Raw genomic sequence first — 19,275 nt, 5'->3', positions numbered from 1 at the left:
AAAACTGAATTTAAATGGAATGAGCCCGACGGAATATCGGGCTCATTATAACAAATCTAATAATTAAATTTGTCTAACTTTTTGGGGGCAGTCCAGTTTTTGAACATCCCTTTTTTTATATTTATGGAAAGAGATCTGGCTGTGCATCCTGTTTGTAGTAAAAAATAACACACACACAATGAGACAAAATTTAAAGAACTTCAGTACCAAACTAATTTTAACCCTGACATTTTTAACTGCTTTCACACTTTACAGCAAAGCAGAAGACATCCGAATGGTCATCAAAGAGGAACGGGCTAGCTGTACCGGTGTCGGTCCGCAAACCTGCTTCCTGGTGAAATATAACACCAGCACCGACTGGGAATATTTCTACAGTGGCATTTCCGGATTTAAATACCAGCCTGGTTACCGTTATACCCTTCTGGTTACCCGCACCAGAAGAACAAACGTTCCAGCCGACGCTTCCATCTATCTGTACAAACTTAAAAGGATCATCAAAAAGCAAAAAATAGCCTCTTCGCAGACTTCTGCGGCAATGAATTTTGTCTTTAATCATAAGTGGAAACTGATCCAGATGAACGGGATCACTCAGGAAGAATCTCCGGCTTATCTCGTATTCCATAAAGAAGACCAGAGGTTCAACGGATCTGCCGGATGTAATAACTTCTTTGGTGGATATGAACTCAGCAATAACACACTGACTTTTAAACAAGCCGGCAGTACCATGATGGCCTGTTCGGAAGAAGCAATGAAACTAGAAGCTACTTTTCTGAATATGATCAGTGACCGGACATTCAGGTATGACCTGGCCGATCAGACATTAAATCTTTACCAGGGTAATAAACTGGTACTCATGTTTGGCATGTCCCCTCTAGAAACTCAGCAAGAGTAATAGCAATATTAAACTGATAAGACAAAAGGTTATCCCGGATTTGGGATAACCTTTTTTATTGAATCGGGTAACATCTATCTCACAAATACTATGAATCCGCCTTGCCTTTATTATTTTAGCCGATCTAAATTTTCAACATGAAGAATCCTTTACTAATTAGTCTGGCCGTCGGGTTATGTTTCAGCATCAATCTGCAGGCTCAGCAGCGCAGACTTGATTTTGCGCAAACTCAGGGACGTGTCCCTTCACTAACCAACAGCCTGAATGCAGTTACAGGATGGAGTGATGAAAACCATTACATCATCAGCGAAGCTAAAACCCATCAGTTATACACTGTGGATATTAACTCGGGCGCACGCAGTCCTTACACTCCGCCGCCAAAAAGTAATGTCAACGTGATGGTCAGAGATAGTGATGTCTATATTCAGTATGGTAAAGACCAGCCAAAACGTTTAACCACTACACCCGGAGAAGAGAAAAACCCTACGCTTTCTCCAGACGGAAAATATGTTGCCTTTACCCGCAACAATGACCTTTATGCTGTGGATGTAACTACAGGTAAAGAAATCAGATATACGACAGATGCTACCGATGTGATCTATAATGGTTATTCTTCTTGGGTATATTTTGAAGAAATCCTGGGCCGTCCGACAAAATATAAAGCATTCTGGTGGGCACCGGACAGCAAACATCTTGCATTTATGCGGTTTGATGACACCAAAGTACCAATGTTCCCGATCAACGGATCGACCGGACAACACGGTTACGTAGAAAAAACACGCTATCCTAAAGCTGGTGACCCGAACCCTGAAGTAAAAATTGGTTTTGTACCTTCTGCCGGTGGTACAATTGTATGGGCAGATTTTAATGCAAAAGACGATCAGTATTTCGGTACACCTTACTGGAGCTATGACGGCAGTAATATGATGGTTCAATGGATGAACCGTGGTCAGGATAACCTGAAATTCTATGCGGTTAAACCCGAAACAGGTGCTAAAAAAGAAATCTATGATGAGAAACAGCCTTCATGGGTTGACCTGGATTACGATGGTCGCATTACCTATCTGGAGGATAAAAAACACTATATCCTGAAAAGCGACAGAACAGGCTGGGCACATTACTACCTGTATACGCTGGATGGAAAACTGGTTAACCCTTTAACAGGCGGCAAATGGCAGGTGACTAACCTGGTTAATGTAGATGAGAAGAACAAAGTAGTTTATTTCATGGCACGTAAAGAAGCTTCTACAAGAACCGATCTGTACCGTGTAAACTATAATGGTAAAGACCTGAAGAGACTGACTTTCGGTGAATATACCCATCAGGTACAAATGTCTCCTTCGGGCGATAAATTTATAACGACTTATTCCAATGTATCTACACCACAAAAGCAAACCCTGGTAGATCATAACGGAAAGATCATCAAAGAAATCGCGGATAGTAAATCGGCTGATTTTGCAAGTTATGACATTGGAAAAACTGAGATGATTACTATTCCTACAGATGATGGTTATAACCTCCCGGCTGTAATTACTTACCCTGTAGATTTCGACGTTAATAAACAATATCCTGTGGTTTTCAGTATTTACGGAGGTCCGAATGCTGGAACTGTAACCAACACCTGGAAAGGAACAGCAATACAATGGTGGGCAAACGAAGGAATTATCCAGATTGCTGTAGACCACCGTGCTTCGGGACAATTCGGTAAAGAAGGTGTAGCCTTAATGCACAGAAACCTGGGCAAATGGGAGATGAAAGATTACATCACTGCAGCCAAATGGTTAAAAGCAAAACCTTGGGTGAACAACAAAAAATTACTGATTACAGGACACAGCTACGGCGGATACATGACGACGATGGCTTTAACCTATGGTGCTGATTATTTTGATTACGGTTACGCAGGAGCACCGGTAACCAGCTGGGAACTGTATGACACCAATTATGCGGAACGTTTTATGGATACCCCACAGGAAAATCCTGAAGGTTACAAAAATGCTTCGGTATTAACCTATGTAGACAAGTACAAAGGTCTTTTACGTATTATGCATGGAGATATGGATGATAACGTACATATGCAAAATACCATCCAGTTAATCAACAAAATGGAAGATGCCAATAAACACTTTGAACTGATGATTTATCCTGGCGGCAGACACGGATGGACTTCAACTAAAGGAAAACACGATTTTACTGAACGTGCCCGTTTCTATTATACAAACCTGCTGGACAAACCAGCGCCGGCCGAAGTATTGAAATAGATCATCAACCAGTCTGATCCTAAATAAGTAAGAAAGTTCCGTTCTTTCTTACTTATTTAGTTTATGTGCAGTTTAATCCAATCTGTCATCACCTTCAGTGCTTCGGGAGAAAAGGTTTCTTCAATCGTCATATATTCACTGACAGCCCCGGTTTTCGCTGTTTGAAAAAGATGATTTAAGTCGGGTAACAATACTATTTTAAAGTCCTTATTACCCGCCTGCGTCAACAGGCGTTGAAATCCCGCCAGGTTTTCCTTTGCTGAAACCTGTACGTCTTTTCCGCCATTCATTGCTAAAAAAGGTACTTTCAATTTTCCTACTGTAGTTGCCGGATCATACTTCATAAAATAACGTGTCCAGGGAAGGAAAAACCGAGTCGCCATCGCATCGATGTTTTTATCAGAATCACCCCCGGTTAGCGCCGCCTTTTTCAAAAATTCTGGCGACTGTTTCGCCTTCCATGCTGCAAAAGATTTTCCGAATGCCGATCTGAATTCACCTTCATCCGGGTACTCATCACCAAGCCTGACCATCCTGTCAGTCAATTCCTGCATCCGCCCTATCTCTTCCTGATTGAAGCCTATTTTAACATATGCGTCATTCATTTGTTTATTGGTGATATCCATCCCCCTGACACCTACACCAGCCAGGCTAACAATAAATGCGACATCTTTAGATTGTACGGCAACTAACGGCCCGATCATCCCCCCTTCGCTATGCCCCACTAAACCAATCTGATGTACATCTATCTCTTTTCTTGTTTTTAAAAAATCAATTCCAACCAGCACATCTTTAGCAAAATCGGCTGAAGTTGCGCTCATCACATCTCCGGTAGTTTCACCAATACCTCTGTCGTCAACACGTAATACCGCAATGCCATTCCTGCTTAAATGATCAGCTATGATCCAGAAGGGTTTATGTCCAAAAAGGGTTTCATCCCTGTCTTCCTGTCCGGAGCCTGTGATTAAAATCACCACGGGTATTGGTTTATCTGATTTAGGCAAAGTTAGTGTTGCTCCATATTGAATAGACTTATCCTGATTAAAATAAATCAATTTTTGTTCCTCGTATGGAAACGGTGCTTTGGGTGTCTGTGGACGTAAATGTTCTATTTTATCCAGAGTTCTCTTAAAAATGAATGGAAATTCCTGCCCACGTTGTTTCCATATACCATTTATCTCTGATTTATCCTTGTTAAAGGCTCCTGAAAAACCACCACCAATTACGGTAGAATAAGCGCTCAAACTATCATTAGTGATTTTCAGCGAACTTACTTTCAGATCCAGTGCTCCCTGATCCGGGCTATCATAAGCACCGCTTGCCTGATGTGTGAGGCTATCGTTCTCTAACTTTAAAATTAACCTCACCCCTGTCAGCGTTCCCTCCCATGTGGTTTTAACCGGTAAATTCTGTGCTGAAAGCTTTATAGTAAAAGCAAATACTAACGCTAAAAGTAATAAAGGGCGCTTAATCATCATAAAACAAATATAAAAATTAATGCGAATTCAGATCAACAATCCAAACAGAATCAGGAACTTAAGTAAACCCGAACCAACCTAAGGGTTAACCTGTTTCCGCCGCCGTCTTGCTTCCCGTCTCTTTTCCCTGTCACTCTTCATCTTCTCAAATTTCACAATCTGCGCATCAATTTCAGCCTGTTTCTCCGGCGTCAGCCCGACTGTATATTTAATTCCCTGCAACAATGTTTGCCAGATAAAACTGAAGAAAGAACTGGTCGGGCTTCTCTGATAATAAAGGGAAGCAGCAATCATATTCCCTTTCGCATCTGGGTTATCCGGCCGGATAACTAATGAATTGGCCAGCATCGAGAACAAGCCCAGTTTAACCAGCCGGTTTTTACCCTCTACCTTTTTCATCAGACCTATCGAGAGATCTTTATAGGCAAAATTCAGATTGCCACTGGCTTTGGCTTCGTCTGCCACTACATTAAAATCTAGTTTTTTAACACGCCCGCTATTCACCTTCAACATCCCCAGTGGTTTGGTGATCCGGTTCAGATAACCACCATCCATATCCAATAACTGTCCTTTATAAGAAAAGGCCCCATTTTTAGCATTCAGATCAAATTTGAAATCAACCGTTAGTCTCCCCTGTCCCATCATATAGGTACTCAGGTTAGCCAGCATAAAAGGATTTATGGCTTTAACCTTTTCTTCATTCGTCACGTTTAGGATCGTCCCTGATGTCTTTTCAAAAGTAATCCTCCCCTTCTGCTCACTGTCGCTGTCATATTCAGCGTAACTGATATCCACGTCACTCAGGTTTAACTTTTTCACGGTAAGGGGGGCCTGAACCAACTGTAGCAACTGGTGCGGAAACTTACCCATTCTGGCAATCCCAAGTGATGGCAATGCATTATTATTGAACACTGAGACATAGCCATTGGTGATGTTCATCTCACTGGCAACCAGCTCCTGCTTTTTGACATACTGCGGAAGATCAATTCCATTCAGGCTGATATCACTTAACAGGATATTGTACCGCTCTTTAGAATAGCCTAGTTTCTTTCCAAAATCCATTTCTGAATATCTCGGAACCAGACCAAATTTTCTGATATTTAATTTTCCGGTAGAAGCGACAAAAGATAACTCATTCATCTGCACTTTATATAAGCTGTCAGGCGTAGCGTACTCATAATCATTCAGATTGATGAGTACATCTTTCAGTAAATAAAGACGGGTTGGATCTGTAGCCGAGTTTGCATCAATGAGCCAGTCCTTAAGGGTAATATCCAGTTTATTGACAGCAAATACTTCGGGTACCGGAACATTCCTGTTGATATACTGAAAACTCACATCCCTCAGGTCTATCGTATTTACACTTACCTCCTGCAGTAATTTTGAAATGTATTCGAAGGGTGATTTATTTGGTCTTGGCGGCTTGTTTTCATTAAATTCAAACTGCCTGTTAATCATCACAACTTTTGGATGCTCAAATAGTAACCTGCCTACATTGAGCCGTTTATCAAAGTAGATTCTGAAAGGATGAAAATTACGGATAGTGAGTTTCTTAAGACTCACCTCATAGATATTGTTTGGTGCACGTTTAAGCTTAATCAGCTTATTAAAAATATTGGTATCTGGAATAATCCGCACATCGCTGACAGAGGCATTACCCAGCAGGAAATTGGTGTTTACTTTGGAAAATTCAATCCGGTATAAACTGTCTGTAGAATTCAGTACCAGCTCCTTCAGTTCTTTCATAATAACAGGTCTCAGCTTTACGCTGAGATACCACGACATTGCATCCGCTATGACAAATAGCAGGAATACAATTCCGGCAACCCATTTCAATGCCTTTACTGTTTTTCGGGTCCTTTCAATCATGCATTACTCTATGAAAACCACAATATACTATTTTTAATAACGATTAGCGCTTGTTTATAGTTCATCAAATAAAACTAAACAGGACCGAGAGAAAATATTAATTATTTTCTCTTTTCGCAGCCCTGATCTTTTGTCTGTCATATTTATAATTTCTCGCTCTAATTACTCACAGATGCTTATACTATTTTCGATATTTGAATCAGGAATTTTAAATTCTGCCAATTTGTCATTTACAAATTAAATTTAGTATTTTTGTTCCCCTTAAGAATGTTACCCATTTATGATTGATTTACAGCTAACGGACAAGACACACGATGAAGAGCGCCAGGGTGAAGCCCTGATCATTGACGCACCTAAAATGCAAAATGCGAGAAAGCTATACATTGAAAGTTATGGTTGCCAGATGAACTTTGCTGATAGTGAAATTGTTGCTTCTATCCTGTTAGACCAGGGTTTTGAGACCACAGGTGACTATCATGAGGCTGATGCAATCTTTATCAATACCTGCTCTATCAGAGAAAATGCAGAGCAGCGTGTCCGTAACAGGTTATCACAGTTCGGTATTGAAAAACGTAGAAATCCTAAACTGATTGTAGGGGTTTTAGGCTGTATGGCTGAGCGTTTGAAATCAAAATTCCTGGAGGAAGAAAAGCTGGTGGATATGGTTGTAGGACCTGACGCTTACCGTGATTTACCTCAGCTGATCGAACAGGTTGGTGAAGGTCAGAAAGCGATTAACGTTTTGTTATCCAGAGAAGAAACATATGCAGATATCAGTCCGGTCCGCTTAAACGGGAATGGAATCACCGCATTTATTTCTATTATGCGTGGTTGTGATAACATGTGTTCATTCTGTGTGGTTCCTTTTACCAGGGGGCGCGAACGCAGCCGTGATCCGCATTCTATTCTGGCTGAAGCACAGGACTTACATGACCGCGGTTATAAAGAAGTTACTTTATTAGGTCAGAATGTAGACTCTTATAAATGGAAAGGAACAGAAGAAGCAGCTGATGGCGCTGAGATTATGGTTAATTTTGCCCAGTTATTGGAAAAAGTAGCCCTGATCAGCCCTGAATTACGTGTTCGTTTCTCTACTTCTCATCCAAAAGATATTACTGACGAAGTTTTATATACCATCAAAAAACACGATAACATCTGCAACAATATCCATTTGCCTGTACAATCAGGCAGCAGCAGGGTATTGGAGCTGATGAACCGTACTTATACCCGTGAATGGTATATCAATCGAATTGACGCCATCCGGAATATTATCCCGGACTGTGCAATTTCCACGGATATTATTGCAGGTTTCTGTACTGAAACAGAAGAGGAACACCAGGAAACCCTGAGTATGATGGATTATGTAGGCTATGATTTTGCCTTTACCTTCAGCTATTCGGAAAGACCCGGAACAATGGCAGCCAGGAAACTGGAAGACGATATTCCTGAAGAGGTAAAAAAACGCCGTCTGCAGGAGATATTGCTTAAACAACAGGATTCTTCCTATAAAAGGTTACAGGAATCGGTTGGTAAAAAGGTAAGGATACTGGTAGAAGGCTTCTCTAAGAAATCTGATAAAGACCTGTGCGGAAGAAATGATCAGAATGCAATGATCGTATTCCCTGCTGTGGAAAATATTAAACCAGGACAATATGTAAATGTCATCATTGAGCGTTGTACATCAGCGACACTGTTAGGCAGGATTACAGATTAAAAAAGACCCAATATTTAAAATATAATTATTTTGGACGTACAGGATATTAAAAACCGATTTGGAATTATTGGTGGATCTCCACTTTTAAACCGTGCTATTGATATTGCAAGGCAGGTAGCACCAACGGACATGTCAGTATTAATCACTGGGGAAAGTGGAAGTGGGAAAGAGGTTTTTTCTCATATCATCCATCAGATGAGTACCCGTAAACACGGTGCATTTATTGCTGTAAACTGTGGTGCGATCCCGGAAGGAACGATAGATTCAGAATTATTCGGACACGAGAAAGGGTCCTTTACCGGAGCTCATGAGGCACGTAAGGGATATTTTGAAGTGGCAAACGGAGGAACAATCTTCCTCGATGAGGTTGCTGAATTACCTTTGGGTACTCAGGCCCGTCTGTTAAGAATACTGGAAAGCGGAGAGTATTTACGTGTCGGTTCTTCTAAAGTACAGAAAACTGATGTACGTATTATTGCAGCTACGAATGTAGATGTATACAACAGGGTAAAATCGGGTAAATTCAGAGAGGATTTATATTACCGGTTAAATACCGTGCCTTTACGCATTCCGGCTTTACATGAACGGAAAGAGGATATTTTCCTGTTGTTCAGAAAGTTCTCTGCTGATTTCAGCGATAAATACCGCAGCCCGGGTATCCACCTGGAACCGGATGCAATACAAATGCTGAGCAACTACAGCTGGCCTGGAAATGTAAGACAGCTTAAAAATATAGCTGAACAGATCTGCGTACTGGAGAAAGACAGGAATGTAACGGCCAATGCTTTGTTAAGCTACATCCCTAATGAAGGCGGCAGTAACCTGCCAATGGCAATGAACGGAAATAACAAGGAAGATTTCTCTGAGCGTGATATTCTTTACAAAGTCCTTTTCGACATGAAAAAAGATATGATGGACCTTAAAAAACTGGTCGCTGAAATTATCCAGAGTGGTGGAAATACTTCTCATATCATGGCCGAAAACCCGCATTATATTAATCAGCTTTACCAGGAAGTAGATCAGACTGTTAGTAACGACTCTACTTTCACGATCAAGAAGTCTCCTCAGAACGCACCTGTTGATTACAACTATACACATGATGCCGAGGAGGTAGAAGAATCACTTTCGCTGATTGACAAAGAATCTGATTTAATCAAGAAAGCACTGAAAAAACACAAAGGCAAACGTAAATTTGCTGCCCAGGAACTGGGAATTTCTGAGCGTACCTTATATAGAAAAATCAAAGAACTAAATTTAAATTAGGCATGAAACGAATCTGTTTATTACTGCTTTTCCCTGTACTGACTTTACTAAATTCCTGTTCAGTAAAGCTAAGCGGGGCTTCTATTCCCCCGGAAATGAAATCGGTAACGGTCATGTTTTTCGAAAACAATGCCCCACTGGTTATCCCGACCTTAGCACAGGATTTTACGGAAGCTTTAAAACTACGTATTCGTAATCAAACCCGCCTGGCGGTTAGTCAGAGTAACGGTGATGCCGTATTCGAAGGAAGAATTACCGGCTATGATATCAAACCTATCGCCTTGCAGAACAATAATCAGCCAAGTGCAGGAGGAAACAGACTGACTATCAGGATAAGTGTAAAATACACAAATAACCTGAACCCTAAACAGAGTTTTGAAGAATCTTTTGAAAGGTTTAAGGATTTCAACATGGGCTCACAATCTCTGGAAGCGGTGCAGCCCCAGTTAAATAAAGATATTAATGCCATGCTTACAGAAGATATATTCAACCGGGCTTTTGCTCAGTGGTAGATAAATCTGACAGATTTTAGAGCTTATTTAAATTTAAACAAGCTCAATAAAAACCGAATTTCAATTATTAACTTAGTCTCGTGGAGCTGGATAAAGACATTAAACAACAAATCACTGAATTGATTGCGGACCCTCAAAAGGTTTCCCCGCAGGATACAGCTATGCTTGTTGATTTGTTAAAAGTGTACCCTTATTACCAACCTTTACATTTATTACTGGCTAAAGCTGATCCAAAGCTGGCAAAAGAAACAAACCAGCTGGCCAAGGCTGCTCTGTATTCAAACGGGATGACACTACACGGTTTTCTGTTCAGGAAAGAGAATATCCTGACGAATTTCCTGATTGTCAATGGATGTACAGGTATAAGAGAAGAAGTGGACGACCATGGCCCTGCGGATGATGCAGAAGAAATCTTTTATGATGAAGAGGTCTTTGAAGAAATCGCTGAGGTTGACCACACCAATTATCGTCCCTTTAAAAATTCGGACGATCAGTCGGAATCCGCAAAACCTCAGGAAAATCACGAAACCGTAGAACGTAAACATTCGCTCGGGGATAATTTCGTCTTTGAGAATATCGCCTCTACAGATTTCTTCGCTTTTGAACAAAACTTTAGTACTGAAGTAACCGAACCGCAGGAAAAACCCCAGGTAAATGAAGTTCCGGTTATCGAAGAGCATGAAGCTGTTGCCGCTGCTGAGGTCGAAAACAGTCAGGTGAGTAATTATCATGACGAGAAACTGCCTTATACTTTCTTATGGTGGCTGGCCAAAACCCGTAAAGAGCATCAGAGTATATTTCAGCCTTATGCGCTGCCGAAAACAAATACTAATTCACAGGAATTACAGCAACAGTATGTAGAGCATATTTTCCATATGCAAAGCCATCTGACCGGAAGTGAGACCTTACTGGATTCGGAAGAGTCTGCAAAGCCGGTAACGAAGGATTTTGAGATCATAGATAGTTTTATCAAAAATGATCCGCAGATCCTGCCACCTAAAGCTGAGCAGATCGATAATGAGAACAAGGCGAAGAAAAGTGCAGAAGATCAGAATGACCTGGTATCGGAGACACTGGCCAACATTTACATCGAGCAAATGCTTTACGACAAGGCTATAGATACTTATGAAAAATTAAGTTTGAAGTTTCCAGAAAAAAGACGTTACTTTGCCGACCTTATCCAATCTATAGAAAAGAAAATTTAACCATTTAACATACTATGCTTTTTTTAATTATTTTATTGATCATTATTTGTGTTGCATTAGGACTGTTTGTTTTAATACAAAACCCTAAGGGCGGTGGTCTGGCAACAGGCGGATCGGGTAGTAATATGTTCGGCGTACAACGTACGGGCGATGTACTTGAAAAAGGCACCTGGATACTTTTAACTTTAATCGTAGTAATTTCACTGGCTGTTACAGCTATTGGAAAAACAGGCGGAAAGAATGCAACTGGAAGCGGAGATTCTAAAATCCAGGAGCAACTGGACAAAACACCGACTCCTTCACCATTGGGCGGTGGCTTAAAACCAGCTACAACTCCTCCTCCTGCAACTCAGGAAAAACCAAAAAAATAAGCTTAATTAAATATTTTTCAAAAGCCCGTCCGGATAAATTCCTGACGGGCTTTCTGCTTTTATCCCTGCCAGTCTGACACAAAAAATTTAGGTGCATAATCTATTAGCTGACAAGGCTGTGTAAATTTGGCAAGCCTAAGGGCCTTGGCATAAAAACTGATGTGTCGTTAATGTTATTATACAATTTATACGTTAACCTTTAAATTAAAACAATAATTAAGTTATGGCTTTAAACATTAAACCCATCGCAGATAGAGTAGTTGTTGAAGCTGCTCCTGCCGAAGAAAAAACTGCTTCGGGTATTTATATTCCGGATACAGCTAAAGAAAAACCTCAGCAAGGAACAGTAGTTGCAGTTGGCCCGGGTAAATATGCCGAGTTAACTGGAAACTTAGTACCATTGAGCGTTAAAGTTGGTGATGTAGTTTTATATGGCAAATACGGGGGTACTGAAATTACTTTTGAAGGTAAAGAGTATCTTATTATGCGTGAAACTGATCTTTACGCAGTTCTTTAATTGCTGGTTTAATCCGGCTAATCCCACCAAATATTAAAAATTTTAAAAATGGCAAAACAAGTAAAATATAACGTAGAAGCCCGTGACGCCCTGAAAAGAGGTGTAGATACTTTGGCTAATGCAGTGAAAGTAACTCTAGGTCCAAAAGGACGTAACGTAATTATTGATAAAAAATTCGGTTCACCAGCAATCACTAAAGATGGTGTTACCGTTGCTAAAGAAATTGAATTAAAAGACCCAATCGAAAACATGGGTGCACAAATGGTTAAAGAAGTTGCTTCTAAAACTGCTGATATCGCAGGTGACGGAACAACAACTGCAACTGTATTGGCTCAGGCTATCGTTACTGCGGGTATTAAAAACGTTGCTGCTGGTGCAAATCCAATGGATTTGAAACGTGGTATCGATAAAGCTGTTACTGCAATTGTAGCTAACTTAAAATCACAGTCTCAGACTGTTGGTGAAGATAATAACAAAATCAAACAGGTTGCCTCTATCTCAGCAAACAATGACGAAGTTATTGGTGCACTGATTGCTGAAGCAATGGGTAAAGTTGGTAAAGATGGTGTAATCACTGTTGAAGAAGCAAAAGGTACTGAAACTGAAGTAAAAACAGTAGAAGGTATGCAATTTGACCGTGGTTATTTATCACCGTACTTTGTAACTAACGCGGATAAAATGGAAGCGGAATTAGAAAACCCTTACATTTTAATCTACGACAAAAAAATCAGCAACATGAAAGAATTGCTGCCGATTTTAGAAAAACAAGTTCAGACAGGTAAACCATTATTAATCATCGCTGAAGATTTAGATGGTGAAGCTTTAGCTACTTTGGTAGTGAACAAAATCCGTGGCTCTCTGAAAGTTGTTGCTGTTAAAGCTCCAGGTTTTGGTGATCGCAGAAAAGCTATGTTAGAAGATCTTGCGATCCTAACTGGTGGTACTGTAATCTCTGAAGAAAGAGGCTACAAATTAGAAAACGCTGATCTTACTTACTTAGGTACTGCCGAGAAAGTAATCGTTGATAAAGACAATACTACTGTAATTAACGGTGCTGGTTCATCTGATGATATCAAAGCACGTGTTAACCAGATCAAAGCGCAGATCGAAACTACAACTTCTGATTACGATAAAGAAAAATTACAGGAACGTCTGGCTAAATTAGCTGGCGGTGTTGCTGTTCTTTACGTAGGTGCTGCTTCTGAAGTGGAAATGAAAGAGAAAAAAGACCGCGTTGATGATGCTCTACATGCAACCCGTGCTGCGGTTGAAGAAGGTATCGTTGCTGGTGGTGGTGTTGCTTTCATCCGTGCTATCGAAGCTTTAGAAGGTATGAAAGGATCTAACGAGGACGAAACTACTGGTATCGCAATCGTTAAACGTGCTATCGAAGAACCATTACGTCAAATCTGCCAGAACGCAGGTATTGAAGGTTCTATCGTAGTTCAGAAAGTTAAAGAAGGAAAAGGTGATTTCGGTTACAATGCCCGTACTGATGTTTATGAAAACTTAATCAGTGCTGGTGTTATCGATCCAACTAAAGTTGGTCGTGTAGCTTTAGAAAATGCAGCTTCAATTGCAGCGATGTTGTTAACTACCGAGTGTGTGTTAGCTGATGATCCTGATGATAATGCTGGTGGTGCAGCTATGCCTCCTATGGGCGGCGGCGGTATGGGCGGAATGATGTAAGTCAATTTCGTTAACCACCAATTAAAACCCTCAATCTAAAAATTGAGGGTTTTTTATGTTATAGAAATTTTAAGTATTTGTATTGTAGTTGTTTGGAAAATGGGATTCTATTCTCTAAATTGATGTAACGATACGATATGAGGAATACTCTAAAGGTATGTTTCGCTCTCTTCCTTAATATTATATCCTTTCATTCCAATGCTCAGATTACTATTGGAATGGTGGATGGTGGACCTTATACGCCCGGTTCAACCATAGCAGCAACCTTCACCGCCAGCAGCACAAGCTGTATCAAAATTGGCAATTCTTATAACCTTTATTTAGTAGACCCTGCCGGAAATGAGCTCAACATTGGCAGCTACAGCGGCTTCTATGCCACTTTTGTGAATGGTATTATCCCCACGGGCACATTAGCCGGAGCTGGTTATAAAGTCAGAGTTAAATCTACTAATCCAGCCATGACCCCTGCAGACTCTGCGCCTTTTATAATTCAGGCCGGCAGTCCGGTAACCGCGGCTTTGAGTTCTGTCAGTCAGATCAGCACCAATCCGCTTACCTTCGGAAGTTGCAACAGCAGCCCTAACAGCAAGTTCAGTTTCACTAACGGGTCTACATCAGCCAATGTAACCGCAACTTTTAATAATGAACTGAACCCTGCACCCGTCACTACTTTAACCTATTCGGCGGCTACAACTACAAATCTCTTTACCGCAGATCAGGCTCATTATACCATTTTTGTGAAAGCCGTCATGCCGGATGGAACAGTAGGCACCCATGCTTATTTCCTAATCAACAACCTCGCAGTTACACCCTTCACAACAACGAACAGTAATACGGTCTGTTATCCTATCGGTGCTTTTGAATATACAGTTAATACCACTAGTCAGGGGATTCAGGCTAATTTTCCGGGAAATACTTACAGGATTGACTGGGGAGACGGGAATGCGAATGAATATACTTATTGTGATATCCAGACCAACAACAGCAAGGTACAGCATACTTATACCAGATCGTCTTGCGGTTTAACTTATACCACGGGTAACCAGACAACTTATAATGCTTTTGGGATTAACGTCGGGATCTACAGCCCTTACTGCGGCCCAATAGGTACACCGCTTTCCACTACTGCTAAAGTAGTAGGCAGGCCCATCAATAAATTCAATGCACCTCCTGTGATATGTGTGGGTGATCCTGTCGTTTTTCAAAACCAGTCTACGACCGGAGATAACCCAAATGCCAACTCTCCGGGCTGCACGCAGAACATAGCCTATTATACCTGGTCGGTAGATGGAACTGTAATCGCACCTAATGAGCCCCTGAGTTATAACCCATCCTATACTTTTACAACCAAAGGCCCACATCAGATACTGCTCTCCTCCTCAACCAACGGAAACTGCCAGGCCGATGATATTACCATGAATGTCTGTGTACAGGATCCGCCTAAACCTGCCTTTACGATTAGCACCCCGCTAATCTGCCTGAATCCGGGTACACTAACCACTGTCAATACTTCTGTACTGGACAATACCTGTTCGGCGGCTACACCTGCTTATACCTGGGCAGTCACGCCTTCAACCGGGGTTACTTTTAGTCCAAACAGTCCTGCACCGCAATTTAAATTCACTCAGCCGGGGATCTATAATATTACACTGACTGTTCAATCGGGAACATGTGCTGTGACCAGTGCTGCGCAACGGGTTGTAGTCAACACAGATCCGACCGCCACTTTATCTCCCGATGTCAACCTGTGTGCTACAGGAAACCTGACTTTTAATTCTGCAGCTGGCCCGACGCAGACAACGCTGAGCGGAACTTCGGATGAAATAGCGGGAACCTATAAATGGGATGTGACAGGTGGCCCGTTTTCCTTTGTCGCTCCTGACAATCAGAACACCAAGTATCCAACGATTAATTTCACGGATTATGCAACCTATACCATAACACTTACGCATCAGAACAACTGTAATACTGTAGTAAAGACGCAAAAAATCACTTTTTCACCTTCTCCCATCCCTAAAATAACCGTTGACCCTAATCCGATCTGTAATCAGGCAACAGTAAATTTACAGGGGACTATAACCAATGGGACTTATACTTCTTTTATATGGTCTGGCAATGGGGGGACATTCTCAGCTCCTGGCAGTTTAACAACAACTTATACACCTTCGGCTGCCGAGAGAAATGCAGGTAGTACAACAATCTTACTACAGGTAAACACGGGCCTTACAGGCAACTGTGCCCAGGTGCAAACCACCGCAGTAGTTCAGATTCTGCCGGCCAATACAGGAACAAATACCACGCAAAATATCTGCTCTGGCCAAAAGGCATTTTACAGCCCTGTTTCCAGCGTAACCGGAAGTACTTTCAGCTGGACAGCTGTCAATACAGATGGACTGGCAACCGGTTACACCGCAGCAGGAACCGGTGAGATCAATCAAACCCTCACCAATAGCAGTACTACTGCAAATGCTGTGGTCATTTATACTATTACACCTAAAAGTAATGGTTGTGATGGCACTCCTTTTACTTTTACAGCTACGGTTACACCAATACCTGTATTAACAGCGACTACAGCCCAACCGGTGATCTGCGGCAATGAGCCGGCCGGAATAACTTTAGCTTCAACAATAACCAATACACAATATACCTGGACAAGTACAGCCCCGGCGGGTATAACAGGAAATACCAATCAGGCAACGCCGGTTGCAGTGACCGCTATCAATGATATTTTGCTAAACAATAGTGCAGTACAGGGAACTGTAAGTTATACGATAACCCCTGTCTCTGCAACGGGTTGTACTGGTACGCCGGTAGTAGCAACAGTGAGTGTCGGCTCTGCGATTACTATTGCAAATGCCGGACCGGCTCAGACATTATGCGCGCAAAGCCAGACAGTACTCAGCGCGAATTCACCTAAAGCGGGCGAAACCGGCCAATGGTCTGTAGTTTCGGGGACCGCGACTGTCACTGATCCGGCAAACCCGGCAAGTACAGTAACAGGATTGACAGCAGGACAAAATTATATATTGAGATGGATGATCAAAGGAGCCGCGACCTGTGCCCCTACAACTGCCGATCTGACGATTACAGATTTACTACCTGTAACCAACACCATCAGTAATACCACACCAGTAGTTTGCTACGGGCAAACCATCACAGTTACTGGCAGCACCCCTACCGGCGGTGATGGCAACTACATTTATCTCTGGGAAAGTAGTACAGACAATGGGACTACCTGGACCGCAGTCAGTGGACAGACAGCCAAAGATCTGAGTTTTAAAATGCTGGCCAATCAGGTTTTCAGAAGGACAGTCATCAGTAACAGCTGTACGCAGTTAAGTAACCTTATCGGCATTACAGCCCAACCACCCATTGATAATAATACAATTGCTGCTGCGCAGACCATCTGTGCTGGTTTAATCCCTAATCCTTTAACTGGCAGCACCCCTACAGGAGGTGATGGTCAATATAGCTATCAATGGCAAAACAGCCCCGACAATACAAACTGGACAGATATCAGCGCTGCTGTCTTTTCTGGTTATACACCACCTGCGCTGAACACAACAACTTATTACAGGCGCCTGGTCAGTACGCAGGCTTGCAGCGGAGCTTTACAAAATATCAGCCCGGCTGTCACCATAACTGTTAAACCAAATGCAAAAGCCAACTATACTTATAGTACTGATCAGGGCTGTGTTCCATTAGTACTGGATGTAAAAGCAGTCCCTTATCCAGACCGAAATGATATTTATACCTGGTATGCAGATGGCGTACAAATTGGCACAGGAGTTAATTTTCCGGGATATACGATTAAAACCAGTAATGCCAGTGTAGTCATTAAGCTGGTTACAACCAGCAGTCAGGGTTGTTCATCGGATGAATTCAGTCACACTTTCACCACCGTTGATAATGTAGTCCCTGCATTTACACAAAACATTTTACAGGGATGCGGACCACTGACAGTCAGTTTTATCAATACTTCCAGTTCTTTAACGAATGCAACTTTTAAATGGGATTTCGGGAATGGGACCACTTCTTCTCTGATCATGCCTGGCCCGATAACCTTTCAGCCAAACCCACTGGGCAGGGATACAACCTATAACGTCTCTCTGACAGCAACAACGACCTGCGGGAAGACTATAATTACCTCGGGTGTGCTGGTTAAAGCAAAACCAATCTCAGTTTTTTCTCCGGATAAAACAGTCGGCTGCTCGCCAATGAAGGTCACTTTTACCAATACTTCTCCCGGAACTGCTGATACTTATTACTATGATTTCGGGGATGGGACATTGTTAACAAAGACAGATAAATCCAGCGTACAGCATACTTATACGACAGGAGCAGTCCAAAATTATGTCGTCAAGATGGTCGCGCAGAATGACTGCGGCAGAGACGAGAGTTCTTATACCATCCAGGTCTCACCAAACACGATCCTGCCGGAATTAGTGGTTAATGCACCGGAAAAACAGGGCTGCGCGCCGCTTAAAGTCAATTTTTACAACAACAGTAAGGGGGCAGGCTCCTTTAAATATGATTTTGGTGATGGAAGTACCATGGTTACCAGAACTGCACCAGAGGTTGTCACCCATACTTTCACCACCGCAGGCACCTTTACAGTAACGCTGACCGCATCAAACAGCTGCTCTGACACAACAGCCACCGAAACGATCCAGGTCCTTCCTCAGCCGTCTATAGCCTTTAGCGCTGATGTTACCCTGGGGTGTCCTGGCTTACCGGTACAATTTAAAAACACCAGTACCGGAGGTGTTGGTTATTTATGGGATTTCGGAGACGGGACTACCTCTGCCGAATTTGAACCGAAGCATATTTTTGATGGCAGTCAGGAGTTTTACACGGTTACCTTGCAGGGAACAAATAGTCTGGGCTGCACCAATTCGGTCTCTATGAATCAATATATTCATATTGTTCCTCCGCCAGTTGCCCAGTTCAGTGTATCTCCCTCTACGCTGATCAATATTCCTGATTATACCTTCCAGTTCCAGGACCAGAGTACCGGAAGTCCTGCAATCTGGAGCTGGGATTTTGGCGATAAGTCTTCTTCTTCCCTGCAAAGCCCTAAACATACTTATCCTGACACAGGAACCTATGTCGTGACCCTGAAAGTCACCAATCAGCAGGGATGTTTTACAACCACTTTTAAAAAGGTGACTATAGTAGGCGTACCTGGTTATCTGTATCTCCCTAATTCTTTTATGCCTGGAAGCCAGACACCCGAACTCAGGGTCTTCAAAGCTAAAGGTTCGGGTATCAAAAGCTGGAAAATGAGCATTTTCAATAAATGGGGACAGGATCTTTATGAAACAACTAAACTGGATGACGGCAGTCCGGCCGAGGGCTGGGATGGTATTTTAAACGGTGTCCCCGTCCCGCAGGATGTCTATTTCTGGAAAGTTGAAGTTGAATTTATTAATGGTACGGAATGGAAAGGCATGAGTTATGGTACTTCTGCACCGAAAAGAACCGGAGTTATCCACCTGATTAGATAA

At 42.1% G+C, this 19,275-nt stretch carries 12 protein-coding genes; 10 read left to right on the top strand and 2 right to left on the bottom strand.

Annotated elements, in window-relative coordinates; all coding sequences use genetic code 11:
• Nucleotides 1-178 precede the first annotated feature (178 nt).
• Both HDF25_RS09650 and HDF25_RS09645 read left to right on the top strand, forming a co-directional pair.
• Nucleotides 179-892: a DUF4377 domain-containing protein gene (locus HDF25_RS09650; protein WP_184624534.1), complete on the top strand. Its 714-nt coding sequence runs from the start codon at nt 179-181 to the stop codon at nt 890-892.
• Nucleotides 893-1,029: 137 nt separating this feature from the next.
• The gene (locus tag HDF25_RS09645) at nt 1,030-3,150 is read left to right on the top strand and encodes a S9 family peptidase (protein ID WP_184624533.1); all 2,121 of its coding nucleotides are present in this window, start codon (nt 1,030-1,032) and stop codon (nt 3,148-3,150) included.
• 56 nt (nt 3,151-3,206) lie between these two features.
• Here the strand turns inward: HDF25_RS09645 and HDF25_RS09640 are convergent, their stop codons facing one another.
• Nucleotides 3,207-4,628 (bottom strand): alpha/beta hydrolase family protein, encoded by a 1,422-nt coding sequence (locus tag HDF25_RS09640; RefSeq protein WP_184624532.1) that lies wholly within the window; start codon nt 4,626-4,628, stop codon nt 3,207-3,209.
• A gap of 78 nt (nt 4,629-4,706) precedes the next feature.
• Nucleotides 4,707-6,497 carry a hypothetical protein gene (locus tag HDF25_RS09635; protein ID WP_184624531.1) on the bottom strand — a complete coding sequence of 597 codons (1,791 nt, stop codon included), beginning with the start codon at nt 6,495-6,497 and terminating at the stop codon, nt 4,707-4,709.
• A 280-nt stretch (nt 6,498-6,777) separates the two neighbouring features.
• On the opposite strand from HDF25_RS09635, the gene miaB reads away from it, so the two are divergent.
• From miaB to HDF25_RS09595, 8 genes are all read left to right on the top strand, one after another.
• Entirely contained in the window at nt 6,778-8,211 is a 1,434-nt protein-coding gene (gene miaB / locus HDF25_RS09630) for a tRNA (N6-isopentenyl adenosine(37)-C2)-methylthiotransferase MiaB (protein ID WP_184624530.1), read from the top strand.
• Between the two features lie 30 nt (nt 8,212-8,241).
• Nucleotides 8,242-9,474: a sigma-54 interaction domain-containing protein gene (locus HDF25_RS09625; RefSeq protein WP_184624529.1), complete on the top strand. Its 1,233-nt coding sequence runs from the start codon at nt 8,242-8,244 to the stop codon at nt 9,472-9,474.
• A 2-nt stretch (nt 9,475-9,476) separates the two neighbouring features.
• Complete coding sequence (locus tag HDF25_RS09620; RefSeq protein WP_184624528.1) at nt 9,477-9,986, top strand: LptE family protein; 510 nt, start codon at nt 9,477-9,479, stop codon at nt 9,984-9,986.
• Between the two features lie 80 nt (nt 9,987-10,066).
• A complete protein-coding gene (locus HDF25_RS09615) occupies nt 10,067-11,191 on the top strand; it encodes a hypothetical protein (protein WP_184624527.1) in 1,125 nt (374 codons plus the stop codon).
• A gap of 14 nt (nt 11,192-11,205) precedes the next feature.
• Nucleotides 11,206-11,562 carry a preprotein translocase subunit SecG gene (gene secG / locus HDF25_RS09610; RefSeq protein WP_184624526.1) on the top strand — a complete coding sequence of 119 codons (357 nt, stop codon included), beginning with the start codon at nt 11,206-11,208 and terminating at the stop codon, nt 11,560-11,562.
• Nucleotides 11,563-11,785: 223 nt separating this feature from the next.
• Complete coding sequence (gene groES / locus HDF25_RS09605; RefSeq protein WP_041878207.1) at nt 11,786-12,079, top strand: co-chaperone GroES; 294 nt, start codon at nt 11,786-11,788, stop codon at nt 12,077-12,079.
• 48 nt (nt 12,080-12,127) lie between these two features.
• Nucleotides 12,128-13,768 (top strand): chaperonin GroEL, encoded by a 1,641-nt coding sequence (groL, locus tag HDF25_RS09600; protein WP_184624525.1) that lies wholly within the window; start codon nt 12,128-12,130, stop codon nt 13,766-13,768.
• Nucleotides 13,769-13,905: 137 nt separating this feature from the next.
• Nucleotides 13,906-19,275, top strand: a complete 5,370-nt coding sequence (locus HDF25_RS09595) for a PKD domain-containing protein (protein ID WP_184624524.1) — start codon at nt 13,906-13,908, stop codon at nt 19,273-19,275.

The sequence above is a fragment of the Pedobacter cryoconitis genome (assembly GCF_014207135.1).
Lineage (GTDB): Bacteria > Bacteroidota > Bacteroidia > Sphingobacteriales > Sphingobacteriaceae > Pedobacter > Pedobacter cryoconitis_D.
Note: the sequence above shows the minus strand (reverse complement) of the source record. Positions and strands in the feature narration are given on the sequence as shown.

Excerpts from the sequence above, each read along its gene's own strand:
- groES (WP_041878207.1), top strand. The coding sequence starts at position 11,786 with ATGGCTTTAAACATTAAACCCATCGCAGATAGAGTAGTTGTTGAAGCT.
- HDF25_RS09650 (WP_184624534.1), top strand. The coding sequence starts at position 179 with ATGAGACAAAATTTAAAGAACTTCAGTACCAAACTAATTTTAACCCTG.
- miaB (WP_184624530.1), top strand. The coding sequence starts at position 6,778 with ATGATTGATTTACAGCTAACGGACAAGACACACGATGAAGAGCGCCAG.
- HDF25_RS09640 (WP_184624532.1), bottom strand. The coding sequence starts at position 4,628 with ATGATGATTAAGCGCCCTTTATTACTTTTAGCGTTAGTATTTGCTTTT.
- HDF25_RS09635 (WP_184624531.1), bottom strand. The coding sequence starts at position 6,497 with ATGATTGAAAGGACCCGAAAAACAGTAAAGGCATTGAAATGGGTTGCC.
- secG (WP_184624526.1), top strand. The coding sequence starts at position 11,206 with ATGCTTTTTTTAATTATTTTATTGATCATTATTTGTGTTGCATTAGGA.
- HDF25_RS09620 (WP_184624528.1), top strand. The coding sequence starts at position 9,477 with ATGAAACGAATCTGTTTATTACTGCTTTTCCCTGTACTGACTTTACTA.
- groL (WP_184624525.1), top strand. The coding sequence starts at position 12,128 with ATGGCAAAACAAGTAAAATATAACGTAGAAGCCCGTGACGCCCTGAAA.
- HDF25_RS09645 (WP_184624533.1), top strand. The coding sequence starts at position 1,030 with ATGAAGAATCCTTTACTAATTAGTCTGGCCGTCGGGTTATGTTTCAGC.
- HDF25_RS09595 (WP_184624524.1), top strand. The coding sequence starts at position 13,906 with ATGAGGAATACTCTAAAGGTATGTTTCGCTCTCTTCCTTAATATTATA.